18 protein-coding genes are annotated in these 21,308 nt (G+C 64.3%); 6 read left to right on the top strand and 12 right to left on the bottom strand.

Features of this window, described 5'->3' with window-relative positions; translation table 11 throughout:
- Together Y705_RS18340 and Y705_RS21825 are read right to left on the bottom strand one after the other, a co-directional pair.
- Nucleotides 1–1,045 (bottom strand): thermonuclease family protein (locus tag Y705_RS18340; RefSeq protein WP_162149056.1); only part of this gene is annotated, 1,045 nt, incomplete at its 3' end.
- Nucleotides 1,042–1,215: a hypothetical protein gene (locus Y705_RS21825; protein ID WP_155849977.1), complete on the bottom strand. Its 174-nt coding sequence runs from the start codon at nt 1,213–1,215 to the stop codon at nt 1,042–1,044. The genes Y705_RS18340 and Y705_RS21825, both read right to left, overlap by 4 nt.
- 352 nt (nt 1,216–1,567) lie before the next feature.
- On the opposite strand from Y705_RS21825, the gene Y705_RS0107910 reads away from it, so the two are divergent.
- Both Y705_RS0107910 and Y705_RS0107905 read left to right on the top strand, forming a co-directional pair.
- On the top strand, nt 1,568–2,074 hold the full coding sequence (locus Y705_RS0107910) for an Lrp/AsnC family transcriptional regulator (RefSeq protein WP_253908537.1): 507 nt from the start codon (nt 1,568–1,570) through the stop codon (nt 2,072–2,074).
- Nucleotides 2,075–2,218: 144 nt separating this feature from the next.
- Nucleotides 2,219–2,878, top strand: a complete 660-nt coding sequence (locus Y705_RS0107905; protein WP_026532469.1) for a peroxiredoxin-like family protein — start codon at nt 2,219–2,221, stop codon at nt 2,876–2,878.
- Between the two features lie 61 nt (nt 2,879–2,939).
- Here Y705_RS0107905 and Y705_RS0107900 read toward each other — a convergent pair whose 3' ends face one another.
- The 3 genes from Y705_RS0107900 to Y705_RS0107890 all read right to left on the bottom strand — a co-directional run bounded on the left by Y705_RS0107900 (nt 2,940) and on the right by Y705_RS0107890 (nt 7,639).
- On the bottom strand, nt 2,940–4,748 hold the full coding sequence (locus Y705_RS0107900) for a gamma-glutamyltransferase family protein (RefSeq protein ID WP_026532468.1): 1,809 nt from the start codon (nt 4,746–4,748) through the stop codon (nt 2,940–2,942).
- Between the two features lie 45 nt (nt 4,749–4,793).
- A complete protein-coding gene (locus Y705_RS0107895) occupies nt 4,794–6,167 on the bottom strand; it encodes an aspartate aminotransferase family protein (RefSeq protein ID WP_216698761.1) in 1,374 nt (457 codons plus the stop codon).
- Between the two features lie 128 nt (nt 6,168–6,295).
- Complete coding sequence (locus Y705_RS0107890) at nt 6,296–7,639, bottom strand: aminotransferase-like domain-containing protein (protein ID WP_026532466.1); 1,344 nt, start codon at nt 7,637–7,639, stop codon at nt 6,296–6,298.
- A 208-nt stretch (nt 7,640–7,847) separates the two neighbouring features.
- On the opposite strand from Y705_RS0107890, the gene Y705_RS18335 reads away from it, so the two are divergent.
- On the top strand, nt 7,848–9,137 hold the full coding sequence (locus tag Y705_RS18335; RefSeq protein WP_049822449.1) for an Nramp family divalent metal transporter: 1,290 nt from the start codon (nt 7,848–7,850) through the stop codon (nt 9,135–9,137).
- A 3-nt stretch (nt 9,138–9,140) separates the two neighbouring features.
- Here the strand turns inward: Y705_RS18335 and Y705_RS0107880 are convergent, their stop codons facing one another.
- The 5 genes from Y705_RS0107880 to Y705_RS0107860 form a co-directional block, all read right to left on the bottom strand.
- Nucleotides 9,141–9,929 (bottom strand): alpha/beta fold hydrolase, encoded by a 789-nt coding sequence (locus Y705_RS0107880; RefSeq protein WP_026532465.1) that lies wholly within the window; start codon nt 9,927–9,929, stop codon nt 9,141–9,143.
- Nucleotides 9,930–10,069: 140 nt separating this feature from the next.
- The gene (locus tag Y705_RS0107875) at nt 10,070–11,293 is read right to left on the bottom strand and encodes a Wadjet anti-phage system protein JetD domain-containing protein (protein WP_026532464.1); all 1,224 of its coding nucleotides are present in this window, start codon (nt 11,291–11,293) and stop codon (nt 10,070–10,072) included.
- A complete protein-coding gene (locus Y705_RS0107870) occupies nt 11,283–14,690 on the bottom strand; it encodes an ATP-binding protein (RefSeq protein ID WP_049822448.1) in 3,408 nt (1,135 codons plus the stop codon). The genes Y705_RS0107875 and Y705_RS0107870 overlap by 11 nt, the downstream gene beginning before the upstream one ends.
- A complete protein-coding gene (locus tag Y705_RS18330) occupies nt 14,687–15,304 on the bottom strand; it encodes a DUF4194 domain-containing protein (RefSeq protein ID WP_049822447.1) in 618 nt (205 codons plus the stop codon). The genes Y705_RS0107870 and Y705_RS18330 overlap by 4 nt, the downstream gene beginning before the upstream one ends.
- Nucleotides 15,301–16,743, bottom strand: a complete 1,443-nt coding sequence (locus Y705_RS0107860) for a DUF3375 domain-containing protein (RefSeq protein WP_026532462.1) — start codon at nt 16,741–16,743, stop codon at nt 15,301–15,303. The genes Y705_RS18330 and Y705_RS0107860 overlap by 4 nt, the downstream gene beginning before the upstream one ends.
- Before the next feature lie 418 nt (nt 16,744–17,161).
- Here Y705_RS0107860 and Y705_RS0107855 point away from each other — a divergent pair, with 418 nt between their 5' ends.
- A complete protein-coding gene (locus tag Y705_RS0107855) occupies nt 17,162–17,794 on the top strand; it encodes a uracil-DNA glycosylase family protein (protein WP_026532461.1) in 633 nt (210 codons plus the stop codon).
- A 56-nt stretch (nt 17,795–17,850) separates the two neighbouring features.
- Here Y705_RS0107855 and Y705_RS0107850 read toward each other — a convergent pair whose 3' ends face one another.
- Nucleotides 17,851–18,462, bottom strand: coding sequence for a class I SAM-dependent methyltransferase (locus tag Y705_RS0107850; RefSeq protein ID WP_026532460.1), 612 nt, complete (start codon nt 18,460–18,462; stop codon nt 17,851–17,853).
- Between the two features lie 178 nt (nt 18,463–18,640).
- Between Y705_RS0107850 and Y705_RS0107845 the strand changes: the two genes are divergently transcribed.
- Together Y705_RS0107845 and Y705_RS0107840 are read left to right on the top strand one after the other, a co-directional pair.
- Nucleotides 18,641–19,708 carry a spore photoproduct lyase family protein gene (locus tag Y705_RS0107845; protein ID WP_026532459.1) on the top strand — a complete coding sequence of 356 codons (1,068 nt, stop codon included), beginning with the start codon at nt 18,641–18,643 and terminating at the stop codon, nt 19,706–19,708.
- A 10-nt stretch (nt 19,709–19,718) separates the two neighbouring features.
- Nucleotides 19,719–20,489 (top strand): YqjF family protein, encoded by a 771-nt coding sequence (locus Y705_RS0107840; protein WP_026532458.1) that lies wholly within the window; start codon nt 19,719–19,721, stop codon nt 20,487–20,489.
- Here the strand turns inward: Y705_RS0107840 and Y705_RS0107835 are convergent.
- A complete protein-coding gene (locus Y705_RS0107835; RefSeq protein ID WP_026532457.1) occupies nt 20,461–21,153 on the bottom strand; it encodes an SDR family oxidoreductase in 693 nt (230 codons plus the stop codon). The two genes, Y705_RS0107840 and Y705_RS0107835, sit on opposite strands and share 29 nt — an antisense overlap.
- Nucleotides 21,154–21,308: the final 155 nt, after the last annotated feature.

The following is a 21,308-nucleotide window of genomic DNA, read 5'->3' as shown; positions in this document are numbered from 1 at the left end:
GTGCGGGGGCGGGCGGAATGTATGGGGCCGGTGCAGGCGGGACATACGGCGCCGGCACGGGTGGCAGATTCGCAATCCGATCGCGTTCGGCGTCGGCCGCTGCGGCCAGGTTCGCCGCCACGCGTTCCGCCTCGGCGCGCAGATCGGCTTCCCGTTGGACTCGCTCGGCTTCGACAGCAACGGCGGCAGCCTGTGCCTGCTCCTCTGCTGCAACTGCTTCCGCGGCTGCCTTCTCGGCCAATTCACGATCGGCGACGATCTGCTGTGTCGACGCGAGCGAGGCTTCGCCGGAACTGATCGCCGACGACAGCTTTTTCGTGAGCGCGTCTGCGGCTGCCGCTCCACCCAGCGCTGTCCACAGAACGGTATTCCTGCCGGCAGTTATCGCCTCGCGGAGTGCCTTGGCTGAGGCGATCGCCACCGCAACGCCTCCTACAGCAGCCGCAAGGGCCGCAGCGGTCCCGCCCGCTGATGACGCCGCTCCGGCGGCTTCTGCCGCCTCTGCGAGGTCGGCCATTGCCTGGGTGGCCTGGACGGGGAGCGTGCACTCGGCAGCAGGATCGAGAAGACCGATCTGCTGGGTGGAGGCCTCCGTGTAGGCCGCCTGGACCTCGTCGAAATACTCCCGGTTCGGCTCGACGACGACCGGAGCTCCCAGCCCGTTACGGGCTACTTCGGCGTTGACGAGCGTCCTGTCCTCGAGGAATACGGCGGCGAGTACGCGGTCGTACTGATCGGTGCGTTCGACGTCGAAGTCCAGCCCCACCTTCGTTCCCGCGGGCGTGAGGTTCTCGAGGAACGTGCTTGCCTCCGGCCCGAGGCACTCGACGGGCTTGTCCGGGTGTTTCGTCTCCGGTGTATCGACGTTCAGCAGCCGTACCCGCTGGTCCTCGCCGTCGAAGTTGATGACGAGGGTATCGCCGTCGATGACGCGAACCACCGTGCCGACCTCGCCGTCGGGCGCTTCGGCGCACCCCGCGAGCGGCGCGGCGAGCGCGGCGGTCAGAAAGAGCGCGATGCGCCGCAGGACCTTGTGCCGGCTCACGCGAGCATCGTGTGTTTCGCGTGCCGGTGCCGGACCAGCACGACGGCAAAGGGCGCCCGGACACCGAGGGCCAGGACCGTGACGACGAGACCAAGGAGCTGTGTGCCGATCCGGGTCGCTGCGCCGCCCCGGATCCGGTACGTCGGCTGACCGGACGGAAAACCGCCCAAGGGAGATGATGCTTGCGCGGCATACGCCTGAAGAGTGGACACAGTTTCCCCAGAGAAAGTCGAGTGTGGTGCTGGGCGCCCGGAGCGATCTCAGGAAAGCCGAGACCCGGGGCAGCGCAGCAGCTTGAGCATACAGCGAGCTGGAGAATGCCCCTCACCGTTCTGCAATGACAAGGAGGTGAGGGGTTCCACGGTCGGCTATCGGCGGACACTTGTTGGCGTCGTTCCGTCAGATGAGCCGGTGGGCTGCCCCGCGGTGCCTGTCGCTTTCGCTTGTGACGATCGCAACTTTCGCTCCCAGTAGACAGGGTCGAATCAGATCGGGCAACGGGTAGACTTTTAGGTAGTCAATATGACCAGTAGCAGGTCGATGCGTCGACAGGAAGTAGTCAATGTGCGGGAGCTCGACGCAATCGACAGAAAAATCCTCATCACACTCGACGAGGACCCTCGTGCTCCGGTAATGATGTTGGCACAAAAGCTCGGACTGGCCCGCGGAACCATTCAGGCGCGGCTGGAGCGGATGACGGCCAGCGGTGTGCTGCGCTCGAACAGCAGCCGAATTCTGCCGGCTGCTCTGGGGCGGGCGGTGATGGCGGCTGTTTCGGCGGAGCTGGACCAGTCGAAGTTGAATGAGGCAATTGAGGCGCTGCGCAACATTCCTGAAGTGCTTGAATGCCATGCGCCGGCAGGTGACACCGACCTGCTGTGCCGGGTAGTGGCCAAAAGTCCCGACGATCTGTACCGCGTCAGCGAGGTGATTCGGCTGTGCCCGGGCATCCTCCGGACCTCGACCAGCATGTATCTGCGCGAGGTCATCCCTTACCGGACGACGGGGCTTCTTGCAGCTGAGAAATGACGGCGACAATGCTGCTCCAAGCTGTCACGGATCAGTTTCCCTCTTTTGTGTCCGCTCATGACGAGCGGATCGCCTGCGCCGATCCATTCTCCTACGCTGACAGGGAGCACGATCGCCTGAATCTCCGAGCAAGGGACTACCCACGTGGCTACGAGCAATATCGCGACCCAGATCGAAACGTTCAATCAGGGCTTCACCGAAAAGATCGGCCCCGACCTTTCGGCAGTCTTCGCCCGCGAGCAGTCGCAGCTGAGTTCGGCAGGCGTTCCGGGGAAGGCAGTATCGGTCGGCGATGGACTTCCCGAGGCAAAACTGATCGCAGCCGACGGGTCGATCGTCACCCTGTCCGAATCCCTCGGCAGTGCCTCCACCGTCCTGGTGTTCTACCGGGGCGCCTGGTGCCCGTACTGCAACATCACGCTGAAGACTTACCAGCAGGAACTGCTCCCGCTACTCCAGCAGCGCGGTGACGCCCTGGTCGCCATCAGCCCCCAGACGCCCGACGGGTCAAGCGCCTCGGCCGACGGCGGGAATCTGCAGTTCGCGGTCCTCTCCGATGAAGGGAACGTGCTGGCGCTGCAGCTGGGCATCGTCACCGCCCCCAGTGAGGAAGCACGCAAAGCGCATACGGAACTTGGGTTCGACGTCGCTGACAGCAACGCGGATTCGACCGCAGCTATCCCGTTCCCCACTGTCCTCATCGTTGATGCCTCGGGTGTGGTGCGCTTCGTCGACATCCACGTCGACTACACCACCCGCACCGAGGTCGCCGATATCGAGGAAGCGTTGTCCTTACTCGGCTGACGGTTCCCGCACGGCCGCCCGGCGCGCTGCATCCGGTGTTACCGCCGTGGTCCGATTTCTTCTATCTTCCGACCGCATACCCCTGCATGCCGCGGGGATTCGCGCCCGCGTGCAGCATGCCGGTATCGGGGTCACGGGATACCGCGCACAGCCGCCCGATCTCCCAGTCGCCGGCCCGTCCCACCCGGTGGCCGCGGGATCTCAGCTCTGCCAGGACGTCCTCGCCCACCCGCTGCTCGATGAGGACCACCCCGAGCTGATGCTCGTGAGGGTAGAAGGAGCTCGGGAAATGCGTGCTGTTGAAAGCCGGTGCGTCAATGGCCTCCTGCAGGTTCATGCCACCCAGAACCCAGTTGAGGAAGAAATGAAGCTGCCATTGATCCTGCTGGTCCCCGCCCGGCGACCCGAAGGCCATCACCGGTTCGCGCCCCTTCATCACCAGGGTGGGGGAGAGAGTGGTCCGGGGGCGCTTGCCCGGGGCGAGGGTGTTGGGCAGGCCATCCTCCAACCAGGCCATCTGCAGCCGGGTGCCCAGGGGAAACCCGAGCTCAGGAATGATCGGCGATGAATGCAGCCAGCCGCCGCTCGGCATCGCGGAGACCATGTTGCCCCAGCGGTCAACGACGTCGACATGGACCGTGTCGGTTCGCGCCTCGCCGCTGGGTTCGGGACCGGAGTCCAATAGGGCTGCGACGGCGTTCGGCTCGCCGACCCCGGTGAGCCCTGCCGCGTCGAAATCGGTTTTCACTTCAAGATCGGGGAGGACCGGCGTCCGACCGTCCGGGCTGCCCGGTCGGATCTCCAGCGAAGCGGTTTCTCCGATGAGTTGCCGGCGCTGCGCCGCGTAGTCGGCGGACAACAGCGTTGGCCCCGGTACGTCGCTCACATCTCCGTACCAGGCATCCCGGTCCGCGAACGCCAGTTTGGCGGCCTCGACTATTTTGTGGATGCCGTCCGCTGTACCGGGCGACACATCGAGTCCGTCCAGCAGAGCAAGTTGCTGCAGGAAAACCGGCCCCTGGCTCCAGAACCCCGCTTTGCAGACAGTGTGTCCCCTGAACGTCAGGGTTTGCGGTTCTTCGTAGTGCGGGCGCCAGGATTCGAGATCGTCGAGGCTCAGCAGACCAGTGTGGTCTTTGCCCGATGAGTCCCGGCACGGGATCCCCACGAAGCTGTCGATCGCTTCTGCCACGAACCCTTCCGTCCACTCCCGGATGGCGGCGTCAATGCCGACCGTGCGTGTTCCGCCGTCGGAGAGTACCTGCTGTTCGGCTTCCATCAGCCGCCGATAGGTCCGGGCCAACGCCTTATTGACGAGCAGTTGGCCCGGCTCAGGAACCCTGCCACCCGGCAGATAGACGTCGGCCGAGGATTTCCAGTGCTCACGGAACAGCAGCTCCACACGGCGGATGTATTCGACCACCTTCGGCGCCGCCGGAAACCCGTTCTCCGCATAGCTTTCAGCCGCTTCCAGAGCCTCCCGCAGGCTGACCGTTCCGTGGTCCCGCAGAAAGGTCAGCCATCCCAGGGTGGATCCGGGAACGGCCGCGGCCAGCAATCCGGTTCCGGGCACCATGTCGAGGTCCAGATCAGCGAAGGCTTCGAGCGTCGCGGCAGCAGGTGCCGGGCCCTGTGCGCATAGCACCGTGGGCTTCTTGTCGTCGGCACGGGCAAAAATCAGCGGCAGATCCCCGCCCGGACCATTCTGGTGCGGTTCGACGACTTGCAAGGTGAAACCTGCTGCGACCGCCGCGTCGAATGCGTTTCCGCCGCGCTCCAGAATTCCCATTCCCACCTGGGACGGGATCCAGTGGGTCGATGAAACCATGCCGAAAGTGCCGGCGAGTTCCGGCCGGGTAGTGAAGCTCATCGAGAAGCCTTCCTTGTTGAGGTATACGACGGCGTAGCTGCCGGATCAGCCCGTGTAGTACTTGTCGGCGACTGCAAGTGCTTCGTCGAGGATCCCGATTCCTTCAAGGACTTCATCAGCCGTCGCGGTGCACGGAGGGACAACATGCGTGCGGTTGAAGTGTGTGAACGGCCACAAGCCGCGACTCCTGCAGGCGTCTGCGAACTCGACCATGGGCGCGGCAGCGACCCCGGAGGCATTGAACGGTACCAGGGGTTCCCGGGTCTTCCGGTCGACCACGAGTTCGAGCGCCCAGAAGACGCCCAGACCCCGGACTTCTCCAACACTCGGGTGCCGCTCCGCCAGGGCTCTCAACTGTGGCCCGATGACATCCCGTCCCAAAGCACGGGCATTCTCGATGATCCCTTCCTCGCGGAAGATGTTGATCGAGGCGACGGCTGAAGCGCAGGCGAGGGGGTGCCCGGAGTAGGTGAGTCCGCCCGGATATGGACGGTCATCGAAGGTCCGTGCAATGTCCTCCGAGATGATGACGCCGCCAAGCGGGACGTATCCGGAGTTGGATCCCTTGGCGAAGGTGATCAGGTCCGGTGTCACGTTCCAGCGGTCGACGGCGAACCACTCGCCGCACCGGCCGAACCCTGACATGACTTCATCGACGATGAACACGATCCCGAATTCGTCACAGAGTGCCCGCACCCCGGGAAGGTAGTTCTCCGGCGGGACGAGAATGCCGTTCGTGCCGACGACGGGCTCAAGAATGATCGCCGCTATGGTGTGGGGTCCTTCGACGGTGATGATGTCCCGCAGGTGTGTCAGCGCACGCTCGCACTCCTCGCCGTCGTCGGCTGAGTGGAAAGCGGACCGGTATGAATAGGGCCCCCAGTAGCGGACGACGCCGGACATGGTGGGTTCTGAGGGCCACCGCCGCGGATCGCCGGTGAGGGCGATCGCGCCAGCGGTGGACCCGTGGTAACTGCGGTACGCGGCGAGCACCTTGGCCCTGCCGGTGTGGAGACGCGCCATCCGGATGGCGTTCTCGTTCGCTTCCGCACCGCCGTTGGTGAAAAAGACTTTATTGAGATTGCCGGGTGCCAGTTCTGAGATCAACCGCGCTGCTTCGGATCGAGCATCGTTGGCGAAAAGCGGTGCAATTGTGGCGAGTTTGCCTGCCTGTTCCTGGATCGCCGAAATCAGTTTGGGGTGCTGATGCCCGATATTCAGATTGACCAACTGTGACGAAAAATCGAGATAACGGTTCCCGTCGTAGTCCCAGAAATAGGAACCGAGCGCCCCGGCAATGGGTAGCGGGTCGATCTGCGCTTGGGCCGACCAGGAGTGAAAGACGTGTGCCCTGTCCTTGCGACGGATGTCCTCGCCAATTTCGGCGTCCGTTCCGGTTACGGCGGTAGTTGTCTTCAACACGGGATCCTCTCGAGGGGGCGGGCTCGACCAGATCGACTGCGTCAATCCGTCGGTGAAGCTGACCCTGCCCACACTACGTCGGGCGTGACCCCCTGACAACACTTATATTGTTACAGTACATAATATCAGCGGCCGCCGCTCCAGCTTCCTGCGAACGCCGCACCGGCAATCAGCTCAGCGAGTTCAGGTACCGATCCGGAAACTGCACCGATGGTGACCCGGATATGGCCCTGCTGCTGGGGGAGCACGGCAAACGGCGCGCCAGGAGCCACTCCAATACCCTGGCTCGCGAGCCGCACCATGGCGGCTGACTCGTCCGCGACCGGGATCCAGATGTTGATACCGTCCGCGCCGTTGACCTGGACGCCATGGAGTGCAAGGGCGTCCACCATTGCCTCACGGCGGCGCCGATATTCGCGGCGTGCGTGGTTGATGTGTTCAGCTGCCGGCGCTTCGGTGAGCAAGCCGAGGAGGATCCGCTGCAGCAGCCTGCTTGTCCAACCCTGGCCCAGTTGGCGTCGAGAAATGATCTCGTTGATGATGTTCTCGGGCCCGCTCATGGCCGCGAGCCGTAGGTCCGGGCCGTGGGATTTGGAGAAACTCCGCACGTGCAGCGTCCGCTCCGGCAGCCACTGCCCCAGACTGATTGCCGGCGTCCAGGCAACATATCCAGCCGAGTCGTCCTCGATAACGGTGACGTCCGCGGCCCCGATGATCCCCGCCAGCTGCTCGGCGCGCGAGGGTGTCAATGAAACCCCTGTCGGATTCTGTGCCCGCGGTTGAAGGATCACAGCTGCAGCCGAGGTGGCCAGGGCCTGCTCCAGGGCACCGGGAAGCATGCCCTGATCGTCCATGGGAACCCCCACAATTTCTGCACCCGCGGCTTCGAGCAGGTCGAGCAGCAGGGGGAACGTCGGATGTTCCACGATGACGCGGTCCCCGAACCTGACCAAAGCACGTGTGGCGAGTTCGAGTGCGTCCATCGCGCCGTCCACGACCGCGAAGGTCTCGGCGTGGTAGGGCCAGTCCTGCCGGAGAACCTCGATCAGCTCCGGCACCACCGGTGGATCGAGGTAGCTGCCGGGCGTGACGGCGCTCGTCAGGTTTTTCAGCACCTGCTCAAGGTCCGGCAGGAGCTCGCGGTCGGGCACGCCGGTGGACAGGTCCAGCGTGAAAAGGCTTTGGCGATCCAGCGTCTGGCTGTACCGGGTGGACCCGAGGCCGATGTCAGCGACCCTCGTTCCGCGTCGCCCGTCGGTGTGGATGGCACCTGATCGGGCGAGGAGCGACCAGGCGGCGCTGATCGTGGTCGGCGACAACTCGAGTTGCGACGCGACGGCCCGAATGGACGGTAGCTTCGTTCCCGGCTGCAGAAGTCCGTCACGGATTGCTCGGCCGACCGCGTTCGCTACTCCCCTCGACGTCGGTTCATCAGGGGCCCAACCAAGTTCGATCGTCGATTTCGTCATTTTAGTACTGTAACAAAACGCCTATTGTGATGGTGTCCCGCGTCACCTATCGTTGTCCATGATCGATCTCACACAAGGGCGTGAAGGCTTTTGCAGGTACCCACCGCTGACCGCGGTAACCGGTGCAGAACCCTGCAACTGCTCACCGCTGAAATGAAACTCGGGGACCCGAGGATTACCAGGCAACGGTTGAAAGAGAGAAAAAGTCTTGAGTAACGATCTCGATAATGCGCCCAGGGGCTCACAACAGCCACCGACTACCTTTGCGAAGAAACTCAAATTCATCGGTCCTGGCCTCATCGTGGCGGCGACAGGTGTAGGGGCCGGCGACTTCATCATGTCCGCCCTCGCCGGAGCCGACTTCGGCTGGGCCCTGATGTGGGCGATCATCGGAGGCGCCGCCATCAAGCTCATCCTCTCCGAGGGAATCGGCCGCTGGTATCTGGCCACGGGAAAGACGTTCCTGGAGGGATGGCATTCGCTCGGGTGGGTGGCCACCGGGTATTTCGGTGTCTATGTCGTCGTTTTCGGATTGATCTACGGCGCAGCGCTCCCAGCGGTGTCGGCGCTCATACTAACCGCGATGTTCCCCGGCCCACCGTTCTGGTTGTGGGCGATTCTGTCAGCGCTCGCCGGGTTCGTCCTGGTCTGGTTCGGCCGTTACGCAGTCCTCGAAAAAGCGATGACCGTTTTCGTGGCGCTGATGTTCGTGACCGTCGTCGGTTCCGCCGTCGTCATCCTCGCAAATCTTGGAACTGTCACCTACGGTCTCGCGCCGTCGGTTCCCGAAGGCTCCTTCCTGCGCATCCTGGGCGTGATCGGCGGTGTTGGCGGAACCATCACCCTGACCTGCTATTCCTACTGGATCCACGCCAAAGGCTGGATAGGTAAACAGTGGATTCCGATGATGCGCTTCGACATCACCTCCGCGTACATCATCACGTCCATCTTCGCGGTCTCCGTCCTGATCATCGCTGCCGAACTCCTCTTCGGATCCGGCATAACCATCGAGGGCAACGAAGGCCTCGTGGGGCTTGCGGACAGCTACGGCGACAGATTCGGTTCCACCGCGCGTTGGGCCCTCCTGATCGGTATCTGGGCGGCAATCTTCACCTCGATTCTTGGGCCGTGGCACGGCGTTTCCTTCCTCTTCGCCGACTTCGTCCGCATCATCCGGGACGCAAAACGAAAAGAAACAAGCTCCCACGAGTCGATCACGGAACAGGATCCCTACTTCCGGATCTACCTTGCCTGGATGACGTTCCCGCCGATGTTGCTCCTGCTGATCGAGAGGCCGCTGGCAATCGTCCTTGCCTACGGGATTATGGGCGCAATCTTCATGCCCCTGCTCTCGATCGGGCTCCTCTACCTGCTGAACTCCAAGCGGGTCGATCCCGAGTATCGGAGTGGGAAAATCAATAACACCCTCCTGGTCCTGATTGTCCTGCTGTTCGTGTATCTGGGTGGGTCCGAGCTGTACTCAACGGTCGTCGGGTAACCTTCATCCGCCCGATTCGAGGAACGGGCGGATGAGCTCAAGGAGGGGGCCCGGGGGATGAAGCGTCCGCCCGTGGTCCCTGCCCGGCAACAGATGGAACTGCGCCTTCGGCATCAAGGATGCAGCCCGTTCCGAATCCTCGCAGCGCAACCGGTCCTCGGATCCGGCCAGGAGCAGTGATGGTGCGGTGAGAGTTGCAAGGAGGGACTCAGGGACGCCGGGCTCCGTCTCGCTGCTCCGGAAGTACGCGCGGAGTGCCAGCGCATCGTTCGCGAGGAAAGCAGCTGCAGTTTGAGGGTCGATGTCGTGGCCGGCGGCGTCACCCCATCGGGACACGAATTCCGGCATGCCGCCCGCGCTCAACGCAGCGTCGTAGCCAGGGAAGAACAGTGACTCTATCTGGCCGGCCGGCGACGAGTACGTTCCGCCGGCGGAGATGAAGGAAAGCACCCGGTCAGCATGGCTTGCGAGCAAGGAAAAGCCGACTCGGGCCCCGAACGAGTAGCCGAAATAATGCGCTGCATTGATTCCTTCAGCGTTCAGAACGGCCAGAACGTCTCCTGTGACACGGTCCATGCTGTAACTCGACTCATCCCGCGGTTTGCCGCTCCGTCCATGGCCGCGCAGGTCGAGTGAGACCACCTGGTACTGATCCTTCAGCGCGCGGACGTAACCGAGTCCACGCCAGATTGCGCGTGATAGTCCCGACCCGTGGACCAGAACGATCGGCGAACCTTCCCCGGCCTTCTCATAGGAGATCCGCACTCCGTCCATGTCGTTCACAGCTTCCATGTGCGGCCGCCTTCCATGTTGGTACCACCAGCCTGCCTTATTGGGGTCGGAGTCCCATCAAGAGCGCAGCAGTTACCGGTTGAGAGCCGGTCGGAGGTTATGGCTGCGCACTCGATGCTGATCGACGCACCGAGGCCGCCCTAGGAGGATGCCAGCCGTGCCACCGCATAATCCCAGCCGATGAGTTCCTGCTCCAACCGCACGGACGGACCGTGGACATCGTTCCGCAACGCACGGTAAAGCTCGCCCTCCGGTCCGGTGAGGCGGGTGAGTTCGGCGCGCGACGGCGTCGGCTCGGTGCCCCAGAGCGCCCGGTGCGTGAGCAGCGTCTCCTCATCCATGAGGACGCTCTCGACGTGCGGGTGCACGGATCTCAACTGGTCGAGAATGCGGAACCCGTGGGTGTCGAGGTCGCCCCAGTAGTGCAGGGGGCACTCGGAGAGCCAGAAGGCGTCCCGCACCGCAGAAAAGCCGTAGCCCTTCCCGAACAGGGCAAGAGTGCGCGGTGCCTCCGGGAGGGAGAGGAAATTGACCAGATTTTCCGTGATGAGAACGCGTTTCACGGGAAACCGCAGACCGCGAAACGCTTCGGCGGTCACGGTCAGGTCCGTTGCATCGGCGAGTTCGGGGCAGGCCAGGGACTGGTCGAGCAGGCGAAAGCGGACGAGCTCCGGCGGATGCAGGAAGCCATGGCGGGCGGCGAAGCGCGCGGCCGGCGACGACGCCGCTCCAACCGGCAGAGGGAAGACCCCGGACCCCATACGTCGGGGCTGAAGGACCTCCACCATCTGGTCGATGGTCTGGCGGTGCGCCTCGACGAACTTGGTGTGGACTCCGGGCAGGCTGAGCTGCCGGAGATAGGTGCCGGGACCGGGGTTGGCAGCGAGCCAGAGAGCCACCTCCGCGGCGGTCATGGCATCAGCGCCGAGGGTCAGCAACGGGATCGGATGATCCGCCGCCCAGCCGGCCAGCAGCTGATGCTTTGCCCCCAATCCGGCGGCCAGGCGGAGGAAATCCCCGGCTTGCCGGGTTCGTCCAAGGAAACGTGCTTCATCGAGCGCGGTATCGAAAACCACCGCGACCGGCACCTGGTTGGCGCCGATCGTCGTCCGCCCCAGGGCCGCGGTCTCCACGGAGAATCCTGAAGCGCCGGAGTGGATGTCCGCCGCCCACTGCCGGGCAGCCGCATACTCGGAGCGGAGCTCACCCGCCGTGGGATGCTTCAGCGCACGACGGCGGGGATACGCTCCCGACGGCTGCACCAGTTCACGCAGCAGTGTGCCACGATCCCATGCCTTGCTGCTCTGCGCGCGCAGCGCGGCGAGGGTGGTCCACCCGAAAGCCGGCCGGGCGTCAGCTGGCACGGCGGTCGCGCTCGTCGCGGTACTCCTGGATGGTCATGTTCCGCAGACGTGAATCGTCGCCACTCTGATTGGCGACGAAACCGACATTCGAGACGTACGGCTCGATCACGTGGATCTTCTGCAGCGGCGTCACGATCAGCAGCTGTAATTCCATCCGCCGAAACAGTTCAAGACCGTACCGGGCTGACTCGTCCGACCCGCGCCCGAAAGCCTCATCGATCACCACGAAGCGGAAGCTGCGGTTGCCGGCGCCGGAATGGCCGGACGTGCGCGATGCCTGGGACGCCAGCCCGAACTGGAAGGCAAGGGCTGCCGCAAGGATGGTGTAGGCCAGCTTCTCCTTCTGGCCTCCTGACTTCCCACCTGAATCCGAGAAATGTTCGAACTCCTCGCCGGTCTCGGTCCATTTCTCGGAGGCCGAGAAAGTGAACCAGTTACGCACATCGGTCACTTTCGCCGTCCAACGCTCATCGAGCGTGGTAAGGCCGTCGCGTCCGCGGAACCGCTCAATCAGCTGCTCGACCTGCAGGAACTTCTGCTCCGAATACTGGTCCTCGTTCCCGAGGGTTCCTTCGGAACAGGCCCGAAGCTCCACGCCGAAGTCCCGGACCTCGGGGTCCGTCGTGGGCCGGGGCTCCAGCTGGATATGCCGTCCGGGGTTGTACTCGATGCCTGCCAGCGATCGGTTGATTTCGTGGATGCGATCGGCGATATCCTGCCGTCGCGCGTCGAGGAAGGCGTTGAAGGCCACCACCTCGTGGATGGTGTTCTGGTTCAGGGATTCCTTGAAGTGCGCTTCGAACCGGGGGAGGTCGTTGCTGACCAGTTGAACCAGCAACCGGTTGTACTCCGATGCGGCGTCAAGTGCGGCATCCATATCGGTGGTCTCGCCCGGATAGCGGCCGCGGAATTCTGCCATCAGCCGGATGGTCGTCTCAGCGGCGCGGGCAATCTGCCTGGTGAGCGCGTCGATGGAGGCGCTCAGTGTGGCTCGGACCGCACTCTCGATCTTCTCCGTGTTCCGGTAGGTCAGACTGTCCGTGTCCGATGCGCCGGAGGTGAGCTGTTCGACCTCGGCCAGCAGCACGACGTCGGACGTGAGCGGGTGCTCCGCGAGTGCCACGCGGCACTCGTCGATCGCGGCGGCGATTTCCTCGGCGGCGTTCTCATTGCGACCGATCCGTTTCTGCACCGCCTCGAGCCTCACGGTCAGGCCCTGCAACCGGTCCTGCACCTCCCGTTCACTGGCGGCCAGCTTTTCGAGCACGTTGTTGGCGGAGGCGAGGGCCGAGCGTTCCGACGCCAGTTCCTCGATTTTCCTCGCGGCGGCTTTCCAATCGAGTTCACCGAACTCGTGGACTCCCGTGACGGCCCCCAGGTGGCGTTGGTGCAGCGCGGACTGCGCCAGGCGGGCATCGAGTTTGGCGATGGTGGTGTCGGCTACCCGCCGCTCGCTCACTGCCGCATCGAGGTCTGCGCGAATCCGGCTGATCTTGGCGTGGTTGTCCCAGCCCAGCACAAAGTTGCCGCGGTCATCGAGGGCTCGCCGGTCGTCCTTCTCATGACGCCACCGGCCGCCCTTCAACTGGCCGTTCACCGTCAGTGCTTTGGTGTTCCGGCGGAAGTCCTCCATGGAATCGCAGCAGATGTGGTCGAACCGCCGCGCCAGTTCGTCCTGCAGGAACCGGCGGAGGTCCGTTCCCGGTTTCACTGAGATCTTCGCCCCGAGCGTTCCCGGTTCCGGCGTCTTGGGCAGCTCCGGTTCGCCGACTTTCAGGTACACCAGGCGAGCGCCCAGGTGCGTGGCGTCCACCCAACTGCTGACGGCGGCGTAGTGTGCGGCGGGCACCAACAGCGACAGGGCAAAACCGTAGAGGGTCCGCTCGGCGGCCCCTTCCCACGCCGCCTCACTGTCGCGGACCTTGAGCAGCTCACCGGCAAAGGGAAGGGCCGTCTCCGTCAGCCCGGTCGCCTCGCAGAGCCGGCGTCGCAGGTCGAGCTGCCGCCTCGGTAGGAGGTTCTGGCGCGACTGAAGGCTCTTCAGGTCCGCCTCCAGCTCGGACGCCAGTTCAAGGGCTGCGTCGCGCCTCTTCGACGCAGCCGTGCGCTCCTGCTGAAGTTCACCGGCGTGCCGGCGGAGGTCCTCCTCGACGACGGACAGCCTCGCGGTGTTGTCATCGAATACCACGCGGTCCTCGGGAACCCGCAGTCCCAGCGCTTCGGCGGCCTCGGAATAATCGTGAAAGCGGACCCGGCGGCGCCGCGATTCCTCGGTGAGCCGGGAGACTTCGGCGTCGATCGCGGCCAGCCGGCCACCCCCGTTGGTGCGAATGTCCTCCTGGATTGCCGCCAGGTCGTGCTGCAGCCTTGCGACCTCGGCGCGCAGTGCCAGCCGGTCCGCCTCGAGGCGGACGCCCGTGCGCTCAAGCTCATCCTGGTGCTCCAGGCTCAGGCTGAGCTTGCGGGCAGTGAACCAGGGATGCAGCTGGTCCCGCTGGAGGCGGCAGCGGTCTTCCTTCGTTTTCAGCTCATCATGACGTTGAGCGCCGTCACGGATGGGCGTGAGCAGCCCGATCTGGTCCTTGGCGCGCAGGACGGCGTTGTGGGCCTTCTTCAGGTCGTCGAAGTGGTGGATCAGGTTCTTGATGCGCGACGGGATATCGTCCTGCTCGAGCATGTTCGTGCGCACGAAAGAGGTGATGTTCTCGACCTGCTTCATGGACACCGTGCGGTGGAACAGCTCCATCGCCTGGTCCCCGGTGATGCCGAACTGGCGCTTGAATGCCGCCGCGTAGGGGTCGAAGGTGTCGTGCACCGTGGCGCCCGCCGCCCGCAGCTGCTTCTTCAGCTTCACCGGATCATTGCCGAAGCGTGAGAAATCGGCGGCAATGGACTGCTCGGTTTCGGAGAGCGCATAGAAGCGGTTGGGTTGGCCGCCCTCCTGGGGAGCCCAGAGAGTAATGGAGAGGCTCACGAATTTGTTCAGCGCCGCATTGGAGAAAACACCCAGCACCACGGTGTAGGAACTGGACCCGCGAAGTGCCACGGGTTTGGAATACTCGCCGGTGCTTGCGCGGGTGCTCTTGTGGAACCCGCGCACATAGGACATCAGGCTCCGTTCCTTCTTCTGGGCACCGGCGGCCTTGTTGAAGTCGATCCGGTGGGCCGGGAGCAGCAGGGTGGTCACGGCGTCCACCACCGTGGACTTGCCGGACCCGATGTCCCCGGTCAGCAGACTGTTCTCACTGCCGAGGTGGAAAGTGCGCACACCCTGATTGAACGTGCCCCAGTTGAGCAGTTCCAGGCGGTGGAGCCGGAATCCGGGTGCGGGCCCGGCCCCGTCCGCCGCGGACAGGTCGGTGAGCGGGAACAGGCTCTCCTGCGTCTCGGTGCTCATGCGCCTGTCCTTCCAATCGGGTCTGTGGCGCGGCCCGACGGGTCCGCCAGGGCGGAGCGGTAGTCGGCCAGCCGCGAATCCAGCTCCTCGAGCCATTGTGCGTCCACATAGGCCTTGAGGATCCGCGCCACTTCGAAGGTGTCGGCCTGCCCGCGCAGTCTGCGCAGGAAGCCCAGCTCCACGACTTTCTTGATGTTGCTGCCCAGCTGGTCGAGGATACGAGCCTCGTTGCTCGAGCTGGGAAGGAAGACCGACACCATGTCGATAATTTCCTGCTCTGTCAGGATGAGCCGGGTCTCGCTGTTCTGCTGGTCGAATTCGGCGAGCCGGGCCCGCAACAGTGCGAGGAGGAGGCTGACGTTGAAGGTGAGCTGCCGACGTGGCACCAGACGCGGCAGTGTGTCTCCGTCGTCGCCTGGCTTCGACCGCAGGAACGCATAGCCCTCCGCCTCATCCAGCACCAGTTCAAGACCCAGGACCGCGACGTAGTCCCGGACGTGCGGGGCCAGTGGAACGAGGGACTGCCAGATCTTCTCATCGGCCTCGGCATACACCGCGCCGCGGAAAAGCCGGGTGGCAACGGCGGGTAGTTCTTCGGTGGCGGACGTGCTCATGAAGGCCTCACAAAAATGATCTGCTCAACGGTCGCTTCCCGGATGCTGCCGTCCGGCAGTGTCCAGGAAAGCTGCTGGGTTTTTTCGGCGTCGATCGTGGCCCACGGTGAATCCGAGGCCAGCTGGAAATAGGTGACGAGTTCAGCCAGACCCTGGCTGAGCGGAAAGGCGTCGGCGACGTCGGCCAGTGTGGCCTGTTCCGCCTGGTTTAGGACAGCCGAGACGTTCTTGGCGAGGCGGCCCTTGTCGACGTGGAACTGGTCGAAGAGCGAGCCAGCATCGACGTCGGCGTCGTCGGCGATGAACACTGCATCATTCACGCTGACCCTGCTGCCCGGCTGATACAGGGGACGCTCGAAGGGCAGCATCACGTCGACGGCCTGGGCGTCGATGTCCATAAGAATTCCGGGCGGGGCATGGTTCCGCACCGCCAGTGCGTGCGATTCGACGCTGCGCAGCAGCTGCATGATGCGCTTGTTCTCAAGGAACACCTTGTCGTCGAGGAGCCTGCGCATTTGCTGGGACAGTTGGCGGACCGTCGACTGGGTCTGCTCGACGGCGGGAAGCCACTCCTGTTGGAGATTCCGGATCCCGGAGATATCGCTGCGGGTGGCGAGCAATTCGATTCGGGTGGCCCGCTCGAGCAGGTCCCGCAACTCGGTACGGAGCTGGGGGGACATGAGGTAGTCCCAGAATCCCTGGAACGTCCGCCCCTGCGTCGAGCCCGTGATGTCCTGCTGATTGGCGAAAATCGAGTCCAGCAGCTCACCCTGCGTCCCGTCCCAGGTGGCAATCCGTTCCCGCAGTCCCCGGTCGAGCGTCCGGAAGTTTTGCTCCACCTCGCGGAAATCGGCCAGCAGGCCCTTCGCCTGCATGGTCAGCTGCTGGAAATGATCCAGCACTTCGGAGGCGCTCATCACGCGGATGTTGCCTTCCTCGATCTGGCGCATTTCGGCGTCGATCGCGTCCCGCTGCGCCTGCAGTTGCGCCAGTCGCACCTCCGGATCCGTCTCGGACTGGTGGACCAGGACCTTCAGCAACTGGAAAATGCTCGTCAGGCGGGACTGGGTGGCGACAAAATCGCGGCCCTGCAGGCTTTCGACCCAGCGAATCACGTCCTCAGCCGTGGCCGTCAGGTCGTAGACGGGCTCGTCCCTGCCGGGCAGGTAGTACTTCCGCAGCCAGGCCTTCTCCGGCGCTGCCCAGCCGTCCAGGTATTCAGCGGCTGGGCGTGGGAACTTCTCCTCACCGAGTGCGTCGCGGAGCCCGAACAGCACGTCATCGAGGGTGTCGATGAGACTCTGACGACCGAGATTGCGCTGGTTGGGCAGGGTAAACGCCCTCATCAGGAAGGCGAGGGTCAGCGGCGCATTCTGGGCTCGCAACAGCAACCAGCCTGCGTGGTGGTCGCGCAGCGAATTGATCGCGAAGTAGTCCATAGGGTTTCCGGCTCTCAGAGCGGCTTTGTGCGGCGTCGATCCAATCGTAGGCCGGTCGGCTGACGATCCGCGGGCGCTCCGCACATCGAGTGCGCAGTAGTTACCGATCTGGGTCGGCAAAGTCATATGGCCATTGCTGCGCACCTGATGGGCGTCTATGCCTGGGGAGCACCGGCCGAGGGGATGAGGGCCGGGAGCAATGGCCACCCAAGGACAGGGAACGACGGCATGTCCCCGGCGACACGCCGTCGTCTTGCTACAGGTGGGACCCCTGTTCACGCGGCCCTCACCGGTGCCAGCCCGGCACGCAAAAGGGGACACGCGGAACGAGCGCCGTCATCGGCGTAAGCTTGAATCAGGCGGACAAGTTTTGACCACTCCAGGTAATGCCCGCAAGGAGGCTGAATTGGTACAACGTATGGCGGACCCTTCATATCAGACCCAGCAATGGGAGCGGCGCTACGACCCGAACATCGAAGACGTGAACCGGCTCTGCGACACCCTGGCCGAGATGAAACCGGATTTCGGTGTCCCTTACATTGATCCAGTCCACGACGTCGACACCTGCAAGATCGTCAGCCTCTTTTCAAGCCCGGGAGCAGAATTGCCCTCGGGCTTTGTTTCGTTCGAAAACGATGACCCCAGTGCCATCCGCGCTGCGAGCATCTATGACGCCGTCGGGATCCTTCCCGAGCAGGTGATGCCATGGAACGCCTACCCCTGGTACCTTCCCGAGGGCAAGGAGCGCGCGCTCTCCATGGACCAGATCGCCGACGGCGTGAAGCCGCTGCTCAGCTTCCTGCAGCAGGTGCCACGGGCCTCCGCCCTTGTTGCCCATGGCGCAGATGCCCACAAGGCAGCCCGTCGCCTCATGAAGCTCGAGAACCGCGCCATCCAGAAGCGGGGCTTCAAGATCTACGAAGTCCGTTCCACTGGCGAACGCGCTTTCAAGGGCACACCCGCCAACCAGGAGATCTGGCTCAGCGAAATCCACGCCGCCTACCGTGACGCCATGGGCAGGGCCGGGATCCGGTCCCGCCAGACCATCTAGGCAACTCATCGAAGCAGGCCGGCCTGGGCGCCGGCGGTAGCCGCGGCGCCGCCGGCCTAATGGGTGCCGGGTGAAAGGACTGCCACGAGGAATCCGCTGTCCTCGCTCCAGGGCCGCAGATCCCAGGTGGAGAACGTGGCGTCCACCGTGAGTCCGGCCTGTGCCACATCGTCGAAGAAGCTGTCCCACGAATATCCGCGGCCGCCGCCGAAGCCGACGACGATACGGCCGGACGCCTTGAGATGCTCCCGGAACCGTCGGAGAACTTCGGCAGCCGTCCCCGGCGCAAGGAACGTCATCACGTTGCCCGCGCAGACGACGACGTCGAAGGGCCGGGCGAGGCCCTCGTCGAGGAGGTCGAGCCGGGCGAGGTCCCGGACGTGCCAGGCCGCGGCGGGGTGGTCCCGGACTGCCGCGGCGATCAGTTCATGGTCGAGATCCACCCCGACGACGTCGTGTCCCCTGCTTGCCAGTTCGCCGCCGACACGGCCGGGGCCGCAGCCTGCGTCGAGGATGCGGCTGGTCCGGCCCACCATCGCGTCGATCAGTCGGGCCTCTCCATGGAGGTCCGCGCCGTCGGCCCGGAGCTCCTCGAAGCGTTCGATGTAACGGGCGGAATGCCCCGGATTCTCGCGGACATGGATCTCCCACAGGGTTTCTTTACGCACGCAGCAAGACTACCGTCCGGCCCTGTTCACGCCCGCAGCCGGTGACCGTGCCTGATGGCCGTTTCCATGAGGGCGAATCGGGGAACGCATCTGTCAGCCGTTCCGCGCGGACCGTCTGTTTTGTCAGTGGCGTTGGCTAGCCTGAAGGGGTATGGGCGAACCGTTCCGGGAAGGTTGCATGCTTCAGGCCAACAAGTTGCTGCAGATCAGTCGTATCTATATCGAGCCGGCCGCCGCCGCGCTGCCCCGCGGGCAGGAGATCCTCGCGCGCTGGCCCGAGGCCGATGTCGTCGAGGTGGCCAGCCACTGGCGCATCCCCGAGTTGAGCGGCAACGAGGCCAATGTGCAGCGATGGGTCCGCATCAAGACCGAAGCGCTGGTGGTGGGCGTCAAGAAATCCCTGAGCGCGAAGCCCAACGGGCGGTCCGCGGACTTCATCGCACCGTCGACGGCGAACGGCTGCGCCATGGCGTGTGCCTACTGCTACGTGCCACGCCACAAGGGCTACAGCAATCCCATCACGGTGTTCGCGAATATCGACCAGATCAGCGGCTACCTGGAGCGGCACGTCGCGCGGCAGGGCATGAAGCTCGAGCCCAACCAGTGCGACGGCTCCGCTTGGGTCTACGACATCGGGGAGAACAGCGACTGCTCGGTCGACGCCCTGGTCAGCGACAATGTGCAGGACCTCGTGGAGCTGTACCGGGAACTGCCCACCGCCAAGCTGTCCTTCGCCACCAAGTACGTGAACCGCGAGTTGCTGACGTGGGATCCGCAACGGCGAACGAGGATCCGGTTTTCGCTGATGCCGGAGAAGATCGCCAGAACCGTCGACATCCGGACCTCCCCGGTCAGCGAGCGGATCACCGCCATCAATGACTTCGTGGATGCCGGCTACGAGGTGCACGTCAACTTCTCACCCGTGATTATCACTCCAGGCTGGTTGCAGGAGTGGAAGGAACTGTTCCTGCAACTCGACGCAGCGTTGTCACCAGCGGCGAAGAAGCAGCTCGCGGCAGAGGTGATTTTCCTGACTCATAACCAGCAGCTTCACGAGGTGAACCTCGGCTGGCACCCGCAGGCCGAAGAGATCCTCTGGCGCCCTGACCTGCAGGAGGTCAAACAGTCCGGGAACGGTTTTCCCAACGTGCGCTACATCGCCTATGAAAAGCGCGGGTACCTCGACAAGCTCCTGGCCCTGGCCGAGGAAATTCTTCCCTACTCCCGCATCCGGTATGCCTTCTAGGAGAAACCTCATGACCCGACGACCCGGCGACCCCTGGCCGCATCCCCCGGAGCTCCCGCGCCCGGTGATCATGGAGCAGTTCTGGGCGGACGCCGTCTTCCTGCACTGGCGAATTCCGGCATCGGCAGCCGCACGTTTCCTGCCGCCGGGCACCGTTCCCGACGAGATCGACGGCTCGTCCTGGGTGGGGTTGATCGGTTTCCGCATGGTCGGCGCAGGCCTGGGAAGGGGCCTGCCGGCTCCGTACTTCGGCTCCTTCGCCGAGATCAACGTGCGCCTCTACTCCCGGGAACAGGACGGGACCAGGGGCGTGGTCTTCGTGACGCTCGATGCCTCCCGCCTCGCCGTCGTGCTCGCCGCACGAGCCGGCGGCATCCCCTACGTGTGGTCGCGGTGCCGTCCCCTCTCCGCAGGGGGGATGCCGGCATCGTACGGGTACGACGTCGCGCGGTACCGGGGGCAGGCGTCGTCGCGCTTCGCAGTGGAGCCGGATCTGGCGCGCACAGCCGACGACACCGTATCCCTCGAGCTGACAGCCCGCTTCGGCCTGCACAGCACCTTCGGTGCACGCACTCTCTACATTCCCAATACGCACACGCCGTGGCCCCTGCACCCGGCGAAGGAGACGGAGCTCGACGACGGATTACTGCGCGCCGCAGGATTCTCCGTGGACGGGCCACCTGACTCCGTGCTGTTCTCACCGGGTGTCCGGACCCAGTTCGGGAAGCCGCGGGTTGTGCCCGGCCAAACTCCTAGCGGATTCCGGAGGGCCGGACGCTGAGGGTTTCGATCGTCGATTCGGGGGTGGCGTCCACGGCGAGCCGGACGGCCTTCGCCACCTGTTCCGGGCGGATCCAGGCCTCGGGGGTGTACTCCTTGCCTTCCCAGGCGTGCAGTTCCTGCTGCATGTCGGTGGCTACGCGGCCGGGGTGGATGGAACTGACCCGTACCCCGTTGCTGCGTTCCTCTTCGCGGAGGGCGTCGGTCAGTGCACGGAGCGCGAATTTCGTGCCGCTGTAGACGGCGGATCCGGCGCCCGAGCTGTAGCCCGAGCCGGAGTTGATGGCGATGACCTGCCCCCGCGCGGCTCGAAGGGCAGGAAGCAGCGTCCGGGTGAGCGAGGCGACGGCGAAGAGATTGATCTCGAAGCTTTCCCGCCACGCGTCCTCCGACAGCTCCGCCACCGTGCCCATCCGCAACACTCCTGCTGAGTGGATCAGCACGTCGAGGGAATCGATGCCTGCGGAGGCCTGCTTCACCCGGACCCCGTCTCGGAGTTCCGCGGCGAATGGTTCAGCTGAGGGAAAGCCGGCGGCAAGGGCGGACAGGGCCTGGGCGTCCCTGCCGCCCAGCAGGAGATGGTGGGTCGAGGCGAGCTCCTGTGCGATGGCAAGTCCAATACCGCGGGAGGCTCCGGTGACCAGGGCGACGGGGAGTTTTGTCATGGGGAAATTCTAACAATTCGGCGTCACTCTCCGGGCGGGCGGTCCTTTCCCCCGTAGTGCTCATACCATAGATTCACCTATCCAGCAAATTTTGAGGTGGTGCATCATGTTTAAATCACGTGTGGCGGGGAAAGTACCTGCCGCACTCGCCACGC

Source organism: Arthrobacter sp. H41 (genome assembly GCF_000520535.1).
Classification (GTDB): Bacteria; Actinomycetota; Actinomycetes; order Actinomycetales; family Micrococcaceae; genus Arthrobacter_D.
The sequence above is the reverse complement of the archived record's forward strand: the minus strand, read 5'-3'. Positions and strand labels throughout refer to the sequence as shown.